Source organism: Streptomyces sp. HD (assembly GCF_028369295.1).
GTDB lineage: Bacteria > Actinomycetota > Actinomycetes > Streptomycetales > Streptomycetaceae > Streptomyces.
On the sequence record NZ_JAQMYP010000019.1, the window covers coordinates 32,869 to 49,566 of the forward strand.

Below are 16,698 nucleotides of genomic sequence, written 5' to 3' on the forward strand. Positions count from 1 at the left end.
GATTCCGGAGCCGACACCGATACACGGATCCGAGTGATCAGGACGAGCACGTGGTCCGGCCCTCCGGCGGGAGGGTCGGACCGCTCCGTTTCAGAGCCGTGGGGTCCGCCTCACAACAGGTTGGCCCTGCCCCGAACACGTCGGCGCCTCCCGCAGCAGGCCGGCCCGGCGCGAACACGTCGGCCCCCGCCCCACCACACGCCGGCCCCACTTCCGACAGGCCGACCCGCATCAGCAACACGCCGCCCCCGACCCCGACAGACCGCCCCGGTCCCCGCAACATGCCGACTTTCCGTCAACACGCCGACTTTCCGTCACCCCCGAGCCCGCAGCAACAACAGCGCCACGTCGTCGACCCGCTCCCGCACCGACGCACTGTGCTGGACCAGCAGGTCGGCCAGCTCGTCCAGAGGTCGCTCCCCGGCCTCCGTGAGGACCTTGCCCAGCTCGGCGAGCGCGTCCTCGATGTCGACGCCGGGCGACTCGATCAGCCCGTCGGTGTAGAGGACGAGCACGGAGCCGGGCGCGAGGTCGACCTCGGTCGTCGGATAGACGGGCGAGCCCTCGATGCCGAGCAGCGGGCCGCCGGCGAGGTCGAGCACCCGTACCCGTCCGTCGGGCCGTCTCAGCAGCGGCGGAGGATGCCCGGCGCGGGCCATCACCGCCCGCCCGTGCTCCGGATCGAGGCGCAGATACAGACAGCTGGCGAACAGGTCCGCACCGAGGTCGAGCAGCAGCCGGTTGGTGCTGCGCATGACCTCCTCGGGGGCCTGGCCGACGGTCGTGTACGCCCGTACGGCGGTGCGGAGCTGGCCCATCAGGCCGGCCGCGGTGACGTTGTGGCCCTGCACGTCCCCGATCACCGCCGCCGTCAGCCCCTGCTCCGTCGGCACCAGGTCGTAGAAGTCGCCGCCGATCTCCATGCCCTGCGTGGCGGGCAGATAGCGCGCGGCCGCGTCGATGCCGGGCAGTTCCGGCAGCGAGTGGGGGAGCAGGGCGGACTGGAGTCCGTGCGCCAGCTGGTGCTTGGCGTCGTACAGCTGGGCCCGCTCCAGCGCCTGCGCGATCAGCCCGCCCAGACTGGTCAGGACCGCGCGTTCGTCCGCCGGGAAGGGATGCGGCTCGGCGTAGGCGAACACACAGGTGCCGACCGGCCGGCCGGAGGCGATCAGCGGCAGATACGCCCAGGCCGCGAAGCCGTCGGGGGTCGCGTGCCGCGTCGGATACAGACGCTCCAGGTCCTGCTGGGACTCGAAGAACGCCGGTACGCCGGTGGTGAGCGCATTGGCGCCCGGGGTCCGCTCCGTCAACGGCATCCCGTCGAACCGCTCGACGACCCGCGCATCCGGATAGCCGCGGTGCCCCAGCACATGCAGCCGCCCCGCCTGTGACCCCAGGACGACCAGCGCCTGGCTGCCGACGGCCGGGACGATCTCGTCCGCGACCAGCTGCACCACGTCCTGCACGCCGGCCGCCTCGGTGAGCGCGCCGGCCAGGCTCAGCACCTGCGAGATCGTCACCAGCCGGGCCGGCGTGTCGCCCGTCCGGGGCCCGCCGCGCCCCATCTCGGCCACCGCGCGGGCCCTGCTGATGCGCACGCTCAGGCCGGTGGTGCTCGGATACATACGGAACGACAGCCAGTCGCCGGGCGGGCGCAGGGCCACGAACGACGTGGACTGCTGGCTCATCAGCGCGGCCCGGTAACGGTCCTCGTACACCGGGTCGTTCAGCCAGGGCACCGACGCCCACAGCTGGTTGCCGAGCAGCCGGCTGGCCGGGACACCGATCAGCTCGGCCGCCACCGGGTTGGCGAAACTGACCCGACCGTGCAGATCGAGCGAGCACAGCCCGTACGGCAGCCGCGCCACCATCCGCGCCGCCTCCACCGTGCCGAGCGTTCCGGCCGCGCCGCTGAACGCCGGGCCGGCCAGCAGATCTGGCTCCGGCAGCGGCGGACGGCTGTCCTCCATGGCGCGTTCCAGCCGCACCGCGAGCCGTCGGCAGGCCGCCCTCAGATGCTCCTGGTCGCGGTCCGAGAGCTCCGGGGGATGCGAACCCGGCCAGGTCACGAAGATCGCGCCGTACGCGGTGGACTCGGTGGCCACGGGCAGCGCGGCCAGCGCGAACGGATAGGGCAGGACGACGGCGATCCGCGGATACCGGGCCGCCATGTCCTCCTCGCCCCCGACCCAGACCAGCCGCCGTTCACGTACGGCTTCGGCCACCGGGATCGGCGCGCTCAGCCCCACCCGCTCCCACGGCGCCGCGAACGCCCTGGGCAGGCCCGCCATCACCGCCATCTCCAGTACGGGTTCTTCGGCGGCCAGCAGATACACGGCACCGGAGTGCGCGTGCACCTCGTCCATCATCGAGGCCAGCGCCAGCGACAGCAGCGGCCGGCCGACCCGGGTCCGCGCGGCCGCCGTTGCCTGGGCGGGCGTCTGCCCGTCGGACACGCCGACCACCTCCTCGCCCGGGCCCGCCCCGAGGCGACCCGAGCCGCTCACGCGCGCAGGGGCCTCAGGGCTCAAATCTGCCCCCTCACGCCTGTTCGCGCACGGCGAGCGCACCACACGATCCCGCAGGCGCGTGACCCGGCACAGGGGTACCCGCGGCAGGGCGAGATCCGCCGTGTACCCCGTCGGCCCCGGAGCATGCCCCCGCAGTCGAAGCGCGAGACAGCGTGCGGGCGCCGCACGTGCGCCCCCGCGCACCCTGATGGCCGATTCTTCGCGCCCCGTGGCGGTGCCGGGCGCGAACAATGGGGCACGCGCTCTTCACCACGGAACCGGTGTAGGGCGAGTGGAAGGGTGGGGAATTGATCCGGGTGCTTCTGGTGCACGACACGTGTCTGGTCAGGTCGGTCCTGGCGGAGTGGCTGCGGCGGGAGCCGGACCTCAGGGTGTTCGACGCCTCGTGGCGCAGCGCGGCAGGCCGTCTCCGATCTGTGCGACCGGACGTCTGCGCGGCCGACCTCGACTGCACGGACGCCTACGGCATCCCGCCGCTGGGTGACCTCTGCGTCCCCGAGCCGGGCCGGACCCCGCCACGGCTCCTCGTGCTGGCCGGCGCGCACAGACCGGGCCTGCTGAAGCGGGCCGCCGAGGCCGGTGCGCTCGGCTACGTCGACAAGGAGGGCTCGCCCGAGAACCTCGTGCACGGAATCCGGCGGGTCGCCGCGGGGGAACGTTTCATCGACGACTCGCTGGGCTTCGGCTTCCTCAAGGCCGCCGAGATGCCGCTGACCCGGCGGGAGCTGAGCGTGTTATCACTCGCCGCCGAGGGAGCCTCGGTGGCGGAGATCGCGCGGAGTCTGCACCTGTCCCACGGGACGGTGCGCAACTACATGGCCGCCATCACCCGCAAGACCGGTGCCCGCAACCGCATCGACGCGATCCGGATCTCGCAGGGCGAGGGCTGGCTGTGACGGCACGGCCGTCCAGCCGCCCACGAGCTCCCGGTACGACGCCGAGCGGCGCAGGAGTGCGTCGTGGGTGCCGTACGCCGTGCGCCGGCCGTCCATCATCAGCACCCGTTCGGCGCGGCGTGCCGAGCTGATGCGGTGCGCGACGACCACCAGCGTGCCGCCCGGCCGGTCCGCGAAGGCCCGCTCCGCGCGCTCCTCGGCCCCCGCGTCCAGATGGCAGGTCGCCTCGTCGAGCAGGGCGAGCGGCGCGTGCGACAGATAGGCCCGCGTCAACGCGACGAGCTGCCGCTCGCCGGCGGAGAGCGCCGCCGGATCGACCGGCGCGTCCGGCCCGCCGAGCGCTTCGAGCACCGGCAGCAGCCCCACGTCCTGGGCCGCGGCGAGCAGCTCCGCCTCGGGCACCGGGTCCGGCCGCAGCAGCCCGAGGTTCTCGGCGAGCGTGCCGGTGAACACGTACGCCTCCTGCGGGATGAGCACCCGCAACGCGGCGGCCTGCGGCCCGGGCACTGGGTGCCCGCACACCCGGACGGTGCCGCGCCCCGGTTCCAGCAGCCCGGCGACCAGCGCGGTGAGCGTTGACTTCCCGATACCGCTCGGACCTACGACGGCCAGGTGGGTGCCGGGCGGGAGGGTGAGATCCAGGTCGTCGATGACAGGGGTGGCGGCGGGGCCGTAGGCGAAGGTGACGGATGTGAGGGAGACGACGGGCGGGGTGGAGGGCGCTTCGCATGCCGATGCCGATGCCGATGCCGATGCCGGGGCCGATGCCGGGGCTGGCGCTGACGCCGATGCCGGATCCGGGGCCCGGGACGGGGCGGTCCCGGCTTCCGCGCCGGTCGCGCCTCTCCTGCCGGCCGTACCCTCTGCGCCGGCCCTGCCGCCCGTACCGGCCCCGGTCTCCCCACCTGCCCCGGCCGCGACGCCTTCGAACGAATCACCCGCTTTGATCTCCGCCCCGGCCCCGGAGGACGCCTCGCGGGTCAGCCGTCGCAACACCACCGCCAGACGCGAGCCGCTGGTGCCCAGGCCGTGGACCAGGTTGCGCAAGGCGGGCAGCAGGGACTGGGTGACGTAGGCGAGGGCGCCCACCAGCGCGCCGGGGGTGACGCCGTGATCCAGCAGCCAGGGCGCGCAGGCGAGGAGCAGGACGATAGGGAGTTGGCCGCCGAGCGCGAGCGAGGCCACGCGCAGGACGCCCCAGTGCGCGAGGGAACACGCGGCTCGCAGCTCGGCGTCGACGCGGCTCCGCGTGGCGGCGGCGACCCGTTCCTCGGCCCCGGCCGCGGTGATGTCCCGCAGTCCCGGGCAGACGGCGCCGAGCCCGTCGGCCAGCGCCTCGTCGGCGACGAGGAACGCCTCCTGCTGGCGGGCCAGCGGCCGCAGCGTCCCCGCGAACAGGCCCAGACCGGCGGCGAGCGGCGGCCCCACGACCAGCAGGAGCAGCGGGTCGAGTGACACCAGTCCCACGACGGCACCGACCGCCGTGAACACGAACGAACGCGACACCATCACCAGCCCGGCGAAGGTGTCCCGCGCGATCTCCACCTGCTGGGTCAGCCCGGACAGCGACCCGGCATCCGCCTCCCGCACCCCGCGCGCGACGACCCGCGTCACCAGCCGGTCCCGGAGCGGTTCCGCGAGGGCGGCGACCGCGCCGTACACCCGCACGGTGCCGTACGCCCCGACGAGCACCCCGAGTCCGGCCAACCCGAGCCAGCCGAGCCCGGTCCCGGGGCGCCCGGCCAGGAACCCGTCGTCCAGGGCACGGGCCAGCGCGTACCCGGTGAGGAAGGTCTGCCCGGTCTCCAGCACGGACCAGCCACCGAGCCGCAGCACGACCGGCCACCGCTCCCGCAGGAATCGCAGGCCGCGTCGGTGGATGCCCTCGGTCACACCCTTGCCCATGGCTGCTTCCCGCTCGGTTCGGTCATGTCCCTGGTCATGGCTGCTTTCCGACCGACCGCTTCGGTCATCCGCTTGGTCATGGCGGCCCCTCCGACCGCCTCGGCCGGGCCTTTCGACCATGGCGGCCCCCTCCCGCCCCGGTCACGACCCCTCCCCGTCCGCGAACACCGCCCGGTACTCCGGCATCTCCCACAGCTCCGCGTGCCGTCCCACCGCCCGCACCCGCCCCCCGTCCAGCCAGGCCACCGCGTCCGCGCGGGCGGCCGTGGTGGCGCGGTGGGCGATCAGGAGGCGGGTGCCGTCGTGTTTGCCGTCGTTGACGAGGGTCGCGGTGATACGGGCCTCGGTCACCGTGTCGAGGCTGGAGAGGGCGTCGTCGAGGATCAGCAGGCGGCCGCCGTGGGCGAACGCCCGGGCCAGGCCGAGGCGTTGGGATTCCCCGCCGGAGCGCGGGGCGTCGGCGACGGGGGTGGCGTACCCCTGGGGCAGACGGCGCACGAAGTCGTCCGCGTGGGCCGTGCGCGCCGCCTCCCGGACGCGGGCCGGGGAGGGGGACGGCAGGGCGAGGCCGATCTCCTCCTCGACGGTGCCGCCCAGCAGTGCGGGGCGCTCGAAGGCGTGGCCGACGGCGCGGCGCAGGGCGTCGTGGGTGAGCTCACGCAGCGGCACCCCGTCCAGCAGCACGTCTCCGGCGTCCGGCTCGGCCAGCCGTCCGGCGATCGCGGCGAGCAGCGACTTGCCGGCGCCGGACAGGCCCACGACGGCCAGCGTCGTCCCGCCGGGCACCACCAGGTCGACTCCGTCGAGTACCGCGCGCTCGCCGCGCCGGGCGGTCACCCCGCGCAGCTCCAGTCGGCCCTGCCCCGGCGGCAGTCCGCGTTCGCCGTAGCCGGGGGCGGGCTCCGCGAGGACCTCGTGCAGGCGCCCCGTGGCCGCGCGGGCCCGGGCCAGCCCGGCGAGATGGGCGACCAGCACGCCGACCCCGGTGGCGAGGACCGCGTACCGGGAGGCCGCGAGCACCTCGCCCACGCTCAGCCGGTGCCGGGCCAGCAGCACCCCGGCCACGGCGACGACGCCGAGCTGGAGCAGCGGCGCCACGGCCACCGACCGGCCCGCGGCAAGCCCCTGCACCCGCCACATCCGGTGCCCGGCCGCGGACAGTTCGGGCAACGGCCGCAGGATCCGTGCCGTCTCCCGGTCCGCCGTACCCGCCGCCTCGATGGTGCGATGTCCGCGGACGGCCTCCGAGAGCGCCTGCGCGATCCGACCCTGCGCCCGCTGGTAGCCCTCCACGCAGTCCCTGGTGTCACGGGCGAAAGCCCTCAACAGCAGGGCCAGGACCGGTGCTCCGGCCAGCAGTACGGCCGCGAGCCACGGGTCGATCAGGGCGAGGGCGACGATGCCGCCGACCGGACCGGCGAGGGCGGCGAGCAGGGCCGCGCGGGCGGTGGGAGCCGTGCCGGCCTGGGCGGCGTTGCCGACGAGGCGGGCGACGAGATCGCCGGGTCCGAACCGGGCGGCGGCACGCGGGCCGACGGCCAGGACATGCCCGGTCATACGTCCCCGCAGCCAGGCGGTGGTGCGGGCGTCGACCGTCCCGCCCAGCACGGTCTCGCACGCGTCGAGCAGGGCGAGCAGCACGACGATCGCGGCGCAGTACAGCACCCATCGGGTCGCCGGGGTCCGCGTCAGCAGCAGGTCCAGGGTGTGGCCCAGCGCGGCGGGCAGCAGCAGACCGGCCGCGGTCGCGGCGGTGCTCACCAGGCACAGGGTCAGACAGCGGGCGGGGGCCGGACCGAGCGGCCCGGGCAGCGTCCTGACGGCATCGGTCATACGACTGCGCCCCTCAGACATACGGCTGTGCCCCTCAGAGCCGGTGAACAGATCAGAGCTCAGAGCCGGTGAACGGATCAGAGCCGGTGAAAAGACCTCGGTGTGCGGCGGGCCGTGTGCAGGACCCCGGGCGGCCCCTCCCTCGGGGGAGTGGACCGCCCGGAGTCATGGGCGCACGGCGCTGGTCAGAGACAGAGCGTCACGCTGGCCGCGCTGACGCAGGACAGCAGGCTGAGGGTGCTGGGGCCGCCGCCTTCGGTGCGCTCCTCGGACTCCATCGCCTGCAGGTCGAGCAGTGCCATGTTGTTTCCTCCTTCGGTGTCGTCCACCCGTGGGGACGGGGTTGGATCACGGCTCCGTCAGGTCGCGGAACCGCGCTGTGGGGGCCGCCCGAGCGGCGGCAGGAACGGCAGATGAGCGGTGGTCGGATCGCCGGGGGGCGTGTGCGCCGCGCCGAGGGCGAGCAGGCACCCTGCCGTTCCGGTGGCCAGGTCCATGGACAGGCGCATCATCTGGTGCCCCGGGAAGGCCAGTTGGCCCTGGTAGTCCATCGCGAACCAGCCGAGCCCGGCGATCTGCCCGTCCAGCCGCTCGCGGGTCGCCCCGGGCGTGTCGGTGCGGGCGAGGTGCAGGATCATCCCGGCGCGGCCCTGGAAGAGACCCGGCTGGACGTAGAAGCGGCTGGTGGCGGCGGTCAGGATCCCGGCACGGGCCCGCTCGAACTCGCCGTCGGGGTCGTCGGCATGGCCGAGACAGTCGTCCAGGACCATCCCGACGCCCGCGCTTCCGTCACCGAGGTAGGGCAGCGTCCGCCAGCCCTCGTCGACCTCCAGCGAGCCGCCCGGATGGGTCACGCAGCACTCCAGGTCCCGCCTCAGCGCGACCTCGGCCGCCTTCAACAGCTCCTGATCACCAGTCCGTTCGTACTGCCTCAGCAGGAACAGCGCGGGTCCGCTCGCACCTCGCAGCAGCCCCGCCCGACGCCGTGTCGGGGTGTCCGGAAGCGGCTGCGCGAGTCGCCGTACGAGGATGTCGGCGGCCTCGGCGGCACGGTCCCGCAGCTCCGGCTCGCCGGTCGTGTCCGCCAACTCGGCCAGGACCAGGCCGAGTCCGGACAGTCCGCCGTGCAGGTCGGAGGAGAGGTTCTGCCAGCGTTCCGCGAGGATCCCCTCGACCAGGTCGAGGGCGCGCTGCCGATGGCCGAGCCGGTCCAGGACGTGGGCGACGCCCGCGAGACCGTCGTACAGGCCGAGCGGTGTGCCCGTCGGAGGCGGTGCGGTACGGGCCAGCAGCCAGCGCTCGCCCTCCTCGTAGCGCTCGGCGCCGACCGCGTCCAGCGCGTACAGCACACCCGCCGCGCCGTGCGCCAGGCCGAGGCCGCCGCCGTCGGAGAACTGTGTGATGTCGCCGGGGAAGAGCCGGTCGTCGCGCTCCGGGGTGGCCGAGGCGAGCAGCGCCTTGACCATGGAGTCGCGGCTGTACGGCCAGTCGCCGGGCGACACGAAGGACGGTGCGGGCACCGGGGTGCCGCGTGTGATCTCCGTGACCGCCTCGTCCAGGAACTCCCGCGGCACGTCCGGGAATTCACGGGAGATCACCTCGGCCAGGTGGGCCGCCTTGCCCCGGTCGACCACGAACAGCGTGGTGACCGGCAGGAACAGGGCGAGCCTCAGACAGGCCAGCGCGTAGCGGTCGACGTCGGCGCCGGTGCGGTCCGGCGGGGCGAAGAATCCGGGATGGGCGACCACCTGCCGGCCCTGCTCGGAGATCGGCGCCGCCGCCTCGAAGTCGAGCAGGGACACCGACTCCTCGTCGGGGCCGACCATGATGTTGAAGACATGCAGGTCGTTGAAGGCGATCCCGCGCGCGTGCACCGCCTCGACCGCCCGCTGAACCGCTCCGTGGATGCGTACCGCCCACGCCGTGTAGTCGGCCACCGCCTTCGGATCGGGGTCCGGGGTGAGCAGCGGATGCCGCTCGGCGAAGAACGAGTTCAGCGGACGCCCTTCCAGAAAGTCCATGACGAGGAACCGGTGGTCGCCGAGCATGAACCAGTCCCGCACCTCCGGCACCACCCCCGTCCCCGCCACCTGCTCCAGCGCGGCCTTCTCCCGTTCCAGACGCGTGATCGCGTCCGCCCCGTCGGCGGCCAGCCCCGCGTGTGGCCGCCCCTCCTTGAGCACGACCCGCCGCCCGTCCCGGGTGTCGGTGCCCGCGTACACCCCGCCGCCGTTGGAGAAGTGCAGCGCCTTCTCGATGCGGTACGGCAGTTCACCCACCGTCGTCGTGTTGCGTGCCGCCAGATGCGGCTCCAGGAACGCCGGCAGCGTCACCCACTCGGGCACCTGGAAGGACGGTGCCCGCCGGTCCGGCACCCGCTTGCCCGCACCGTCCAGCACCGCCGGCACCAGCGAGCCGCGCTCGTCGACGACGAAGGTGCGCGCGAACGCGCCGTACCGGACGTAGAGCGGGCCCTCGCCCCATCGCAGATCGGTGAGGATGTACGGCCCCTCGAAGCCCTCCAGGAGCCTGCCGAGCTCGCGCAGCACGACGTGCAGCTGCTCATCGTCGGACGGGTAGACCGTGACGAACTTGCCGCTGGAGTCACGGGCGGCGTACTTGGTGTTGCGCAGGTGCAGCAGCTGCGGGCCCGGTACGAACTTGAACGGGATGCGGCGCGGCACGCAGTAGTCCCACACGATCGCCGCGATCCGCTCCGCGCCCTCCCGGGTGGCCGAGGCATGGATCTTCCAGCCCTGCGCCGGACCGGGCACCGGCGCCCCGTCCGAGTCCAGCGGCGTGAACGCCAGCCAGTCCCCGATCCGCGCCGCCTCCCAGCCCTCCGGCACCTCGCGTCGCGCCGCCTCGTAGTGGCGCTCGGTGTCCCGCGCCCCCACGGACATGCGTTCGGGCGTCTCGTAGAAGTGCCGGTCGGCGAGCGCGTACACCTCGTACCGCTTGTCCATGCGTCCCCCTCCGTACAGCCCCTCCATGGCCCGACGCCGAGCCTTCCAGCGGCCGGACGGGCACGGACAGTCATGCCTGTCACGAGATCACCGTGCGGAACGCATGCGTCAAGAACTGTTCGGGACGTTTCGAGCGCGGCCCCCATCGACGGTTCATCGAACCGTCACAGGGGCTGCGCACGGGGCCCGCAAGCGCTGTAATGGCGGACGTGGTGAGTGAGGGCGCTGCGGGACGCAGGACGAGTCGTCTGCGCGCCGAAGGCGCACTGAAGGCGCTTTCCGTCGAGCCGGACTCGCCCGAACGGCTGCGCCGCGTCCTGGAGCAGGCCCTCGTCTTCGGCGGGGCCTCCTTCGCCGCCGTGTACACGCCGAGCGAGGACGGCGAGCTGCTGTGCCTGATCGAGGCCGTCGGCGTGCCCCGCACCCTGTACGGCCTGCGCGACGGCTACGCCCTGACCGGACGCTCCCCGGTCGCCGACGTCCACCGCACCGGCCGGGCGGTGTGGCTGGCCCCGGCGCAGCTCGCCGACTCCGCCGAGTCCCGACGGGCGCCGTCGCGGGACTTCCACCTGGCCGCACTCCCCGCCCCCGGTGACGGCGGCGGCTGTCTGCTGGCCGTGAGTGAGGGCCCCGGCGGCTTCGACACCGACGACCGTGCCTGCCTGGAGCTGGTCGCCGAGGCCGTCGCCATCCCCGGCCGCCCCGCGGTGGCCGAAGGCGGCGAGCTGCCTCCCGGCGCGTTCAGCCTCGCCATGGACAGCGGCCGTGTCGAGGTCGGCGAGGACATCCTGACGCTGTTCGGCCTCGGCCCGGCCGAGTTCGACGGCAAGGTCGAGACCCTGCTCGGCCTGACCGTCCCCGAGGATCTGCCGTCGCTGATGTCCGTCGTCGAGGCCGACCACATGTCCATCGGTGACCGCGAGCTGGAGTTCCGGGTCCTGCAGCCCTCCGGCCCGCCCAGATGGCTCAGGCTGCGCGGCCGCCTCGTGCCCGGCGGCGAGGGCCGGCCGGCCCGCCTGGTCGGCACCGTCGCCGACGCCTCCACCCTGCGCGCCGAGATCACCGACGTGGCCCGCGTCCAGCGCCTCGCCGCCGCCCTCGCCACCGCCGTCACCGTCCGGGACGTCAGCCACGCCGTCGTCACCGCCCTGCGCAAGCCGCTGCGGGCCGACCGCATCGCGCTCGCCGGGCTGGAGGGCGACCGGCTCGTCGTCACCGTCCTCGACCCGCCCGAACCCGAGTCCTGGCCGGAGCTGTGGCGCCTGGAATGGCGTACCGAATGGCCCGATGCGCCCGTGCGCGCCATGCCCACCCTCGCCGCCGCCCTGCGCGACGGCCGCGCCCAGATCTGGCCGGCCGGCACCCCGCTGGAACCCGCCCTCGCCGAGGTCGGCCCCGGCGGCCTGGCCGTGCTGCCGCTGCCCGCCGGGGGCCGGATGGCCGGCGCCTGCCTGATCGGCTGGGACACCCCGCACGAGTTCGGCCCCGACGAGCGCGCCCTGCTCACCGCCTCCGCCGGCCTCGCCGGACAGGCTCTGATGCGCGCCCACGCCTTCGACGCCGAGCACGAACTCGTCGGCATGCTCCAACGCCAGCTCCTGCCGCGCCGGCTGCCCCGGCTGCCCGGCGCGGAGGCCGTCGCCCGCTATCTGCCGACCACGGCCGGACTGGAGGTCGGCGGCGACTGGTACGACGTGATCCCGCTGCACGACAACCACGTGGCCCTCGTCATCGGCGACGTACAGGGCCACAGCGCGGCCGCCGCCACCCTCATGGGCCAGATGCGCACCGCCCTGCGCGCCTATGCCGCCGAGGGGCACCCGCCGGACGTGGTCGTCCACCACGCCAACCGCCTCCTCATGGACATGGAGACCGACCTCTTCGCCACCTGCTGCTACGTCGACGTCGACCTGGAGGAGGGCTCCGCCTGGTGCGTGCGCGCCGGCCACCTCCCGCCGGTGCTGCGGCACCCGGACGGCAGCACCGAGATCGCGGAGGCGGAGGGCGGACCGCCGCTCGGCGTGCTGCGGCAGGCCGCCTTCCCGATGACTCCGCTGGGGCTGCAACCCGGCACCGTGGTCGCCCTGACCACCGACGGCCTCGTCGAGTCGGCCGACGCCGACATCGACGACGGCATGGACCGGCTCGCCCAGGAGCTGGCCCGCTCCGACCCCGCCCACCTCGGCCTCGTCGCCGACGCCCTCCTGGTGGACGCCCGCCGCAGCGACGACATCGCCCTGCTCCTCATGCGTTACGACGGCATGGCCGTCCGCCCGCTGCGCGAGAGCTGGACGGTCTGGCGCGTCCCGGAGGCCGTCGGCCACGCCCGCCGCTTCACCCGCCGCACCCTGCGCACCTGGGGCGTGCCGCCGCACGACATGGACGCGGTCCTGCTCGTCGTCTGCGAACTCGTCACCAACGCCCTCGTGCACACCGACGGCCGGGTCCGCCTCGACCTCACCCTCGTCAACCAGCGGATGCGCGTCGCCGTCGCCGACGCCTCACCCCGTACGCCGGTCAAGCCCACCAGCATCAGCTGGGAGGCCACCGGCGGCCGCGGCATCCTCCTGGTCGAGGCCATGTCGGCGGCCTGGGGAACGGTGCCGGTCAGTGGCGGAAAACAGGTGTGGAGCGAGATCGCGCTGGGCGGCTGAGGCCGTACCCCGCACGGGTGCGGCCGGATTTCGATGAACGCCAGGCGGCCCGGCCATTAGGAACAAGCCAACCCCAGCACCGTCAAATCGGCCGGATCCGGGCTATGGTGAAGCAGATGAAGGCACTCGTGCTGTCCGGCGGCGCCGGTACGCGCCTGCGGCCGATCACGCATACTTCGGCCAAACAGCTCGTCCCGGTGGCCAACAAACCCGTCCTGTTCTACGGGCTGGAATCCATCGCCGAAGCCGGCATCACCGAGGTCGGTGTGATCGTCGGCGACACCGCCGCGGAGATCCAGGACGCGGTCGGCGACGGCGCGAGATTCGGCCTCGACATCACCTACATCCCGCAGGAACGCCCGCTGGGACTCGCCCATGCCGTCCTCATCGCCCGGGACTACCTCGGCGACGACGACTTCGTGATGTACCTCGGCGACAACTTCATCGTCGGTGGCATCACCGACCTCGTCGACGAGTTCCGCGGCAACCGCCCCGACGCCCAGATCCTGCTCACCCGCGTGCAGGACCCGCGCTCCTTCGGCGTCGCCGAACTCGACGAACTCGGCCAGGTCGTCGGCCTGGAGGAGAAACCGGAACACCCCAAGAGCGACCTCGCCCTCGTCGGCGTCTACCTGTTCACGCCCGTCATCCACGACGCCGTCCGCGCCATCGAGCCGTCCTGGCGCGGCGAGCTGGAGATCACCCACGCCATCCAGCACCTGATCGACGCCCGCGCCGACGTGCGCTGCACGGTCATCAAGGGCTACTGGAAGGACACCGGGAACGTCACCGACATGCTGGAGGTGAACCGGACCGTCCTGGAGGGCCTCGCACGCCGGATCGACGGTGAGGTGGACGACGCCTCGGAGACCGTGGGGCGGGTGGTGGTGGAGGAGGGGGCGCGCATCGTCAACTCGCGCATCGTCGGCCCCGCCCTCGTCGGCGCCGGGACCGTCGTCGAGGACTCCTACGTCGGCCCCTTCACCTCCATCGCGGAGAACTGCCGTGTCGTCGACAGCGAGTTGGAGTTCTCCATCGTGCTGCGGGACTCCTCGATCCACGGCGTGGGCCGCATCGAGTCCTCCCTGATCGGCCGCCACGTCGAGGTCACCCCCGCGCCCAGCGTCCCCAGCGCCCACCGACTCGTCCTCGGAGACCACAGCAAGGTGCGGATCCACACATGAACCTCCTCGTCACCGGCGCCGCCGGCTTCATCGGCTCGACGTACGTCCGCACCCTGCTCGCCCGTGACGCACCGGACGCACCCGACGCTCCGCGCATCACGGTGCTGGACAAGCTCACCTACGCCGGCACCCTGGACAACCTCGAACTCGACCATCCGCGGCTGGAGTTCGTCCGCGGGGACGTCCGGGACGCCGAACTCGTCGACAAGCTGATGGCCGAGGCCGACCAGGTCGTGCACTTCGCCGCCGAGTCCCATGTGGACCGTTCGATAGCGGGCGCCGGCGACTTCGTCCTCACCAACGTGGTCGGCACCCAGACCCTGCTGGACACGGCCCTGCGCTACCGCGTCGAACCCTTCGTGCACATATCGACCGACGAGGTCTACGGCTCGATAGGCACGGGTTCCGCCACCGAGGAGGACATCCTGCGGCCCAGCTCGCCGTACTCCGCCTCGAAGGCCTCCTCCGACCTGCTCGCCCTCTCCTACCACCGCACCCACGGCCTGGACGTCCGCGTCACCCGCTGCTCCAACAACTACGGCCCGCACCAGTTCCCCGAGAAGGTCGTCCCGCTGTTCATCACCAACCTCCTGGACGGCGAGCAGGTCCCCCTCTACGGCGAGGGCCTCAACGTCCGTGACTGGCTGCACGTCGACGACCACTGCCACGGCGTCGAACTCGTCCGTACCCAGGGCCGCCCCGGCGAGATCTACAACATCGGCGGCGGCACCGAGCTCAGCAACAAGGACCTCACGGAGCTGCTGTTGACGGCGTGCGGCGCGGGCTGGGAGCGGGTGCGGCACGTCGAGGACCGCAAGGGCCACGACCTGCGCTACTCCGTCGACTGGACCAAGGCACGCACCGAACTCGGCTACCGCCCCCGCCACGACTTCGCCTCGGGCCTCGCCGCCACCGTCGCCTGGTACCGCGACCACCGCGCCTGGTGGGAACCCCTCAAACGCCGCGTCGGCGAGGAGCACGGATGAAGTGGCTGGTCACCGGCGCGGGCGGCATGCTCGGCCACGACACGGTCGCGGAACTCCGCGCCCGCGGCGAGCGGGTGACCGGCCTCGACCATGCCGCCCTCGACATCACCAGCCCCTCGTCCGTCGACCGCGCCCTCGCCGCACACCACCCCGACGTGGTCGTCAACTGCGCCGCGTACACGGCCGTCGACGACGCCGAGAAGAACGAGGAACGCGCCCTGCGCGTCAACGGCGACGGCCCCCGCCTCCTCGCCCGCGCCTGCGCCGCCCACGAGGCCCGCCTGATCCACGTCTCCACCGACTACGTCTTCGCCGGGGACGCCCGAACCCCGTACTCCGAGGACGATCCCCCAGGCCCACGCACCGCCTACGGCCGCACCAAACTGGCGGGGGAGCGGGGCGTACTCGCCGAACTCCCGGCCGCGAGCACCATCGTGCGCATCGCCTGGCTCTACGGCGCCCACGGCCGCAGTTTCGTCCGCACGATGATCGAGCTGGAGGCGAGCCGCGCCACCGTCGACGTCGTCGACGACCAGCACGGCCAGCCCACCTGGACCGCCGACGTCGCCACGACGATCGCCGACCTCGGCCCGCGCGTCGGCGCCGACGCGACCGGCGTCCTGCACGCCACCAACTCCGGCGAGGCCACCTGGTACGACCTGGCCCGCGAGGTGTTCCGGCTCCTCGGCGCCGACCCCGGCCGGGTCCACCCCGTCACCAGTGAGGCCTTCCCCCGGCCCGCGCCCCGCCCCGCGTACACGGTCCTCGCGCACCGCCGCCGGCAGGAACTCGGCCTCGCGCGGGCCCGCGACTGGCGCACCGCCCTGCACGAAGCACTGCCCCGGATCCGCAAGGAGACCCTTCGTGAAACGCCATGAGTTCCTGAGGGAACTGCACAAGGTCAGCGGCAACCGCAACTATCTGGAGATAGGCGTCAACGACGGCCGCAGCCTTCGCCTCTCCCGCGTCCCCACCATCGCCGTCGACCCCGCCTTCAAGGTCGTCACGGAGTTCCGCTGCGACGTCCACCTGGTCAGGGCCACCAGTGACGACTTCTTCGCCCGGGACAAGCCGCTGATCCACCTCAAGGGCGGCCGTCATCCCCTGCGCAATCTGCGCCGGGGGCGCGGCCCGCTCGCGTACTGGCGCCGGACCGTTCTCGACCTGTCGTTCATCGACGGGATGCATCTGTTCGAGTACGCGCTGCGGGACTTCATGAACATCGAGCGGCACTCCGACTGGACGAGCGTGATCGTCTTCGACGACATGCTGCCGCGCAACGTGGACGAGGCGGCGCGGGACCGGCACACCGGGCCGTGGACCGGTGACGTGTACAAGCTCGCCGAGATCCTCGGTCGTTATCGGCCCGACCTGGTGTCCGTGCTGGTCGACACCCGGCCCACCGGGCAGCTCGTGGTGTTCGGCGCGGATCCTCGCAGCACGGTGCTGCGGGAGCGGTACGAGGAGATCGTGACCGAGTACGAGGTGCCTGATCCGCAGAAGGTGCCCGAGACGATTCTGGATCGGGCGGGGGCGGTGGCGCCGGAGGATTTGCTGGGGGCGGGTTTCTGGCGGCCGTTGGCGCGAGCTCGGAGGTTGCGGGTTGGGCGGTCTCGGGGGTGGGGGCCGTTGCGGAAGGCGGTTGAGGGGGTTGTCGGCGGCCGTATGTAGTGCCGCGATGGGTTGTTGTTCGGCTGCGGCGCCGTTGTGGCTGGTCGCGTCCACGCGGCGGAGCCGCAAAAT

10 protein-coding genes and 1 pseudogene are annotated in these 16,698 nt (G+C 73.1%); 6 read left to right on the forward strand and 5 right to left on the reverse strand.

Annotated elements, in window-relative coordinates:
* Positions 1-314: 314 nt before the first annotated feature.
* Positions 315-2,465, reverse strand: a complete 2,151-nt coding sequence (locus POF73_RS19655) for a SpoIIE family protein phosphatase (RefSeq protein ID WP_272117300.1) — start codon at positions 2,463-2,465, stop codon at positions 315-317.
* Between the two features lie 353 nt (positions 2,466-2,818).
* Between POF73_RS19655 and POF73_RS19660 the strand changes: the two genes are divergently transcribed.
* Positions 2,819-3,427 (forward strand): response regulator transcription factor, encoded by a 609-nt coding sequence (locus POF73_RS19660; protein ID WP_272117105.1) that lies wholly within the window; start codon positions 2,819-2,821, stop codon positions 3,425-3,427.
* Positions 3,428-3,706: 279 nt separating this feature from the next.
* Here POF73_RS19660 and POF73_RS19665 read toward each other — a convergent pair.
* The 4 genes and pseudogenes from POF73_RS19665 to lanKC form a co-directional block, all read right to left on the reverse strand.
* Positions 3,707-5,452: pseudogene (locus tag POF73_RS19665) on the reverse strand (ATP-binding cassette domain-containing protein); the annotation flags it as partial.
* A 21-nt stretch (positions 5,453-5,473) separates the two neighbouring features.
* Positions 5,474-7,165 carry an ABC transporter ATP-binding protein gene (locus POF73_RS19670; RefSeq protein ID WP_272117108.1) on the reverse strand — a complete coding sequence of 564 codons (1,692 nt, stop codon included), beginning with the start codon at positions 7,163-7,165 and terminating at the stop codon, positions 5,474-5,476.
* Positions 7,166-7,350: 185 nt separating this feature from the next.
* On the reverse strand, positions 7,351-7,467 hold the full coding sequence (locus tag POF73_RS19675; protein WP_272117111.1) for a SapB/AmfS family lanthipeptide: 117 nt from the start codon (positions 7,465-7,467) through the stop codon (positions 7,351-7,353).
* A gap of 57 nt (positions 7,468-7,524) precedes the next feature.
* Positions 7,525-10,131: a class III lanthionine synthetase LanKC gene (gene lanKC, locus POF73_RS19680; RefSeq protein WP_272117114.1), complete on the reverse strand. Its 2,607-nt coding sequence runs from the start codon at positions 10,129-10,131 to the stop codon at positions 7,525-7,527.
* A 200-nt stretch (positions 10,132-10,331) separates the two neighbouring features.
* On the opposite strand from lanKC, the gene POF73_RS19685 reads away from it, so the two are divergent.
* From POF73_RS19685 to POF73_RS19705, 5 genes are all read left to right on the forward strand, one after another.
* Complete coding sequence (locus tag POF73_RS19685; RefSeq protein ID WP_272117116.1) at positions 10,332-12,785, forward strand: SpoIIE family protein phosphatase; 2,454 nt, start codon at positions 10,332-10,334, stop codon at positions 12,783-12,785.
* A gap of 116 nt (positions 12,786-12,901) precedes the next feature.
* Entirely contained in the window at positions 12,902-13,969 is a 1,068-nt protein-coding gene (locus POF73_RS19690) for a glucose-1-phosphate thymidylyltransferase (protein WP_272117119.1), read from the forward strand.
* A complete protein-coding gene (rfbB, locus tag POF73_RS19695) occupies positions 13,966-14,955 on the forward strand; it encodes a dTDP-glucose 4,6-dehydratase (RefSeq protein ID WP_272117122.1) in 990 nt (329 codons plus the stop codon). Before POF73_RS19690 ends, rfbB begins: the two co-directional genes overlap by 4 nt.
* Complete coding sequence (rfbD, locus tag POF73_RS19700; protein ID WP_272117124.1) at positions 14,952-15,833, forward strand: dTDP-4-dehydrorhamnose reductase; 882 nt, start codon at positions 14,952-14,954, stop codon at positions 15,831-15,833. The genes rfbB and rfbD overlap by 4 nt, the downstream gene beginning before the upstream one ends.
* Complete coding sequence (locus tag POF73_RS19705) at positions 15,820-16,626, forward strand: class I SAM-dependent methyltransferase (RefSeq protein WP_272117127.1); 807 nt, start codon at positions 15,820-15,822, stop codon at positions 16,624-16,626. The genes rfbD and POF73_RS19705 overlap by 14 nt, the downstream gene beginning before the upstream one ends.
* Positions 16,627-16,698 lie beyond the last annotated feature (72 nt).

Excerpts from the sequence above, each read along its gene's own strand:
- rfbD (WP_272117124.1), top strand. The coding sequence starts at position 14,952 with ATGAAGTGGCTGGTCACCGGCGCGGGCGGCATGCTCGGCCACGACACG.
- POF73_RS19685 (WP_272117116.1), top strand. The coding sequence starts at position 10,332 with ATGGCGGACGTGGTGAGTGAGGGCGCTGCGGGACGCAGGACGAGTCGT.
- POF73_RS19670 (WP_272117108.1), bottom strand. The coding sequence starts at position 7,165 with ATGACCGATGCCGTCAGGACGCTGCCCGGGCCGCTCGGTCCGGCCCCC.
- POF73_RS19675 (WP_272117111.1), bottom strand. The coding sequence starts at position 7,467 with ATGGCACTGCTCGACCTGCAGGCGATGGAGTCCGAGGAGCGCACCGAA.
- lanKC (WP_272117114.1), bottom strand. The coding sequence starts at position 10,131 with ATGGACAAGCGGTACGAGGTGTACGCGCTCGCCGACCGGCACTTCTAC.
- rfbB (WP_272117122.1), top strand. The coding sequence starts at position 13,966 with ATGAACCTCCTCGTCACCGGCGCCGCCGGCTTCATCGGCTCGACGTAC.
- POF73_RS19690 (WP_272117119.1), top strand. The coding sequence starts at position 12,902 with ATGAAGGCACTCGTGCTGTCCGGCGGCGCCGGTACGCGCCTGCGGCCG.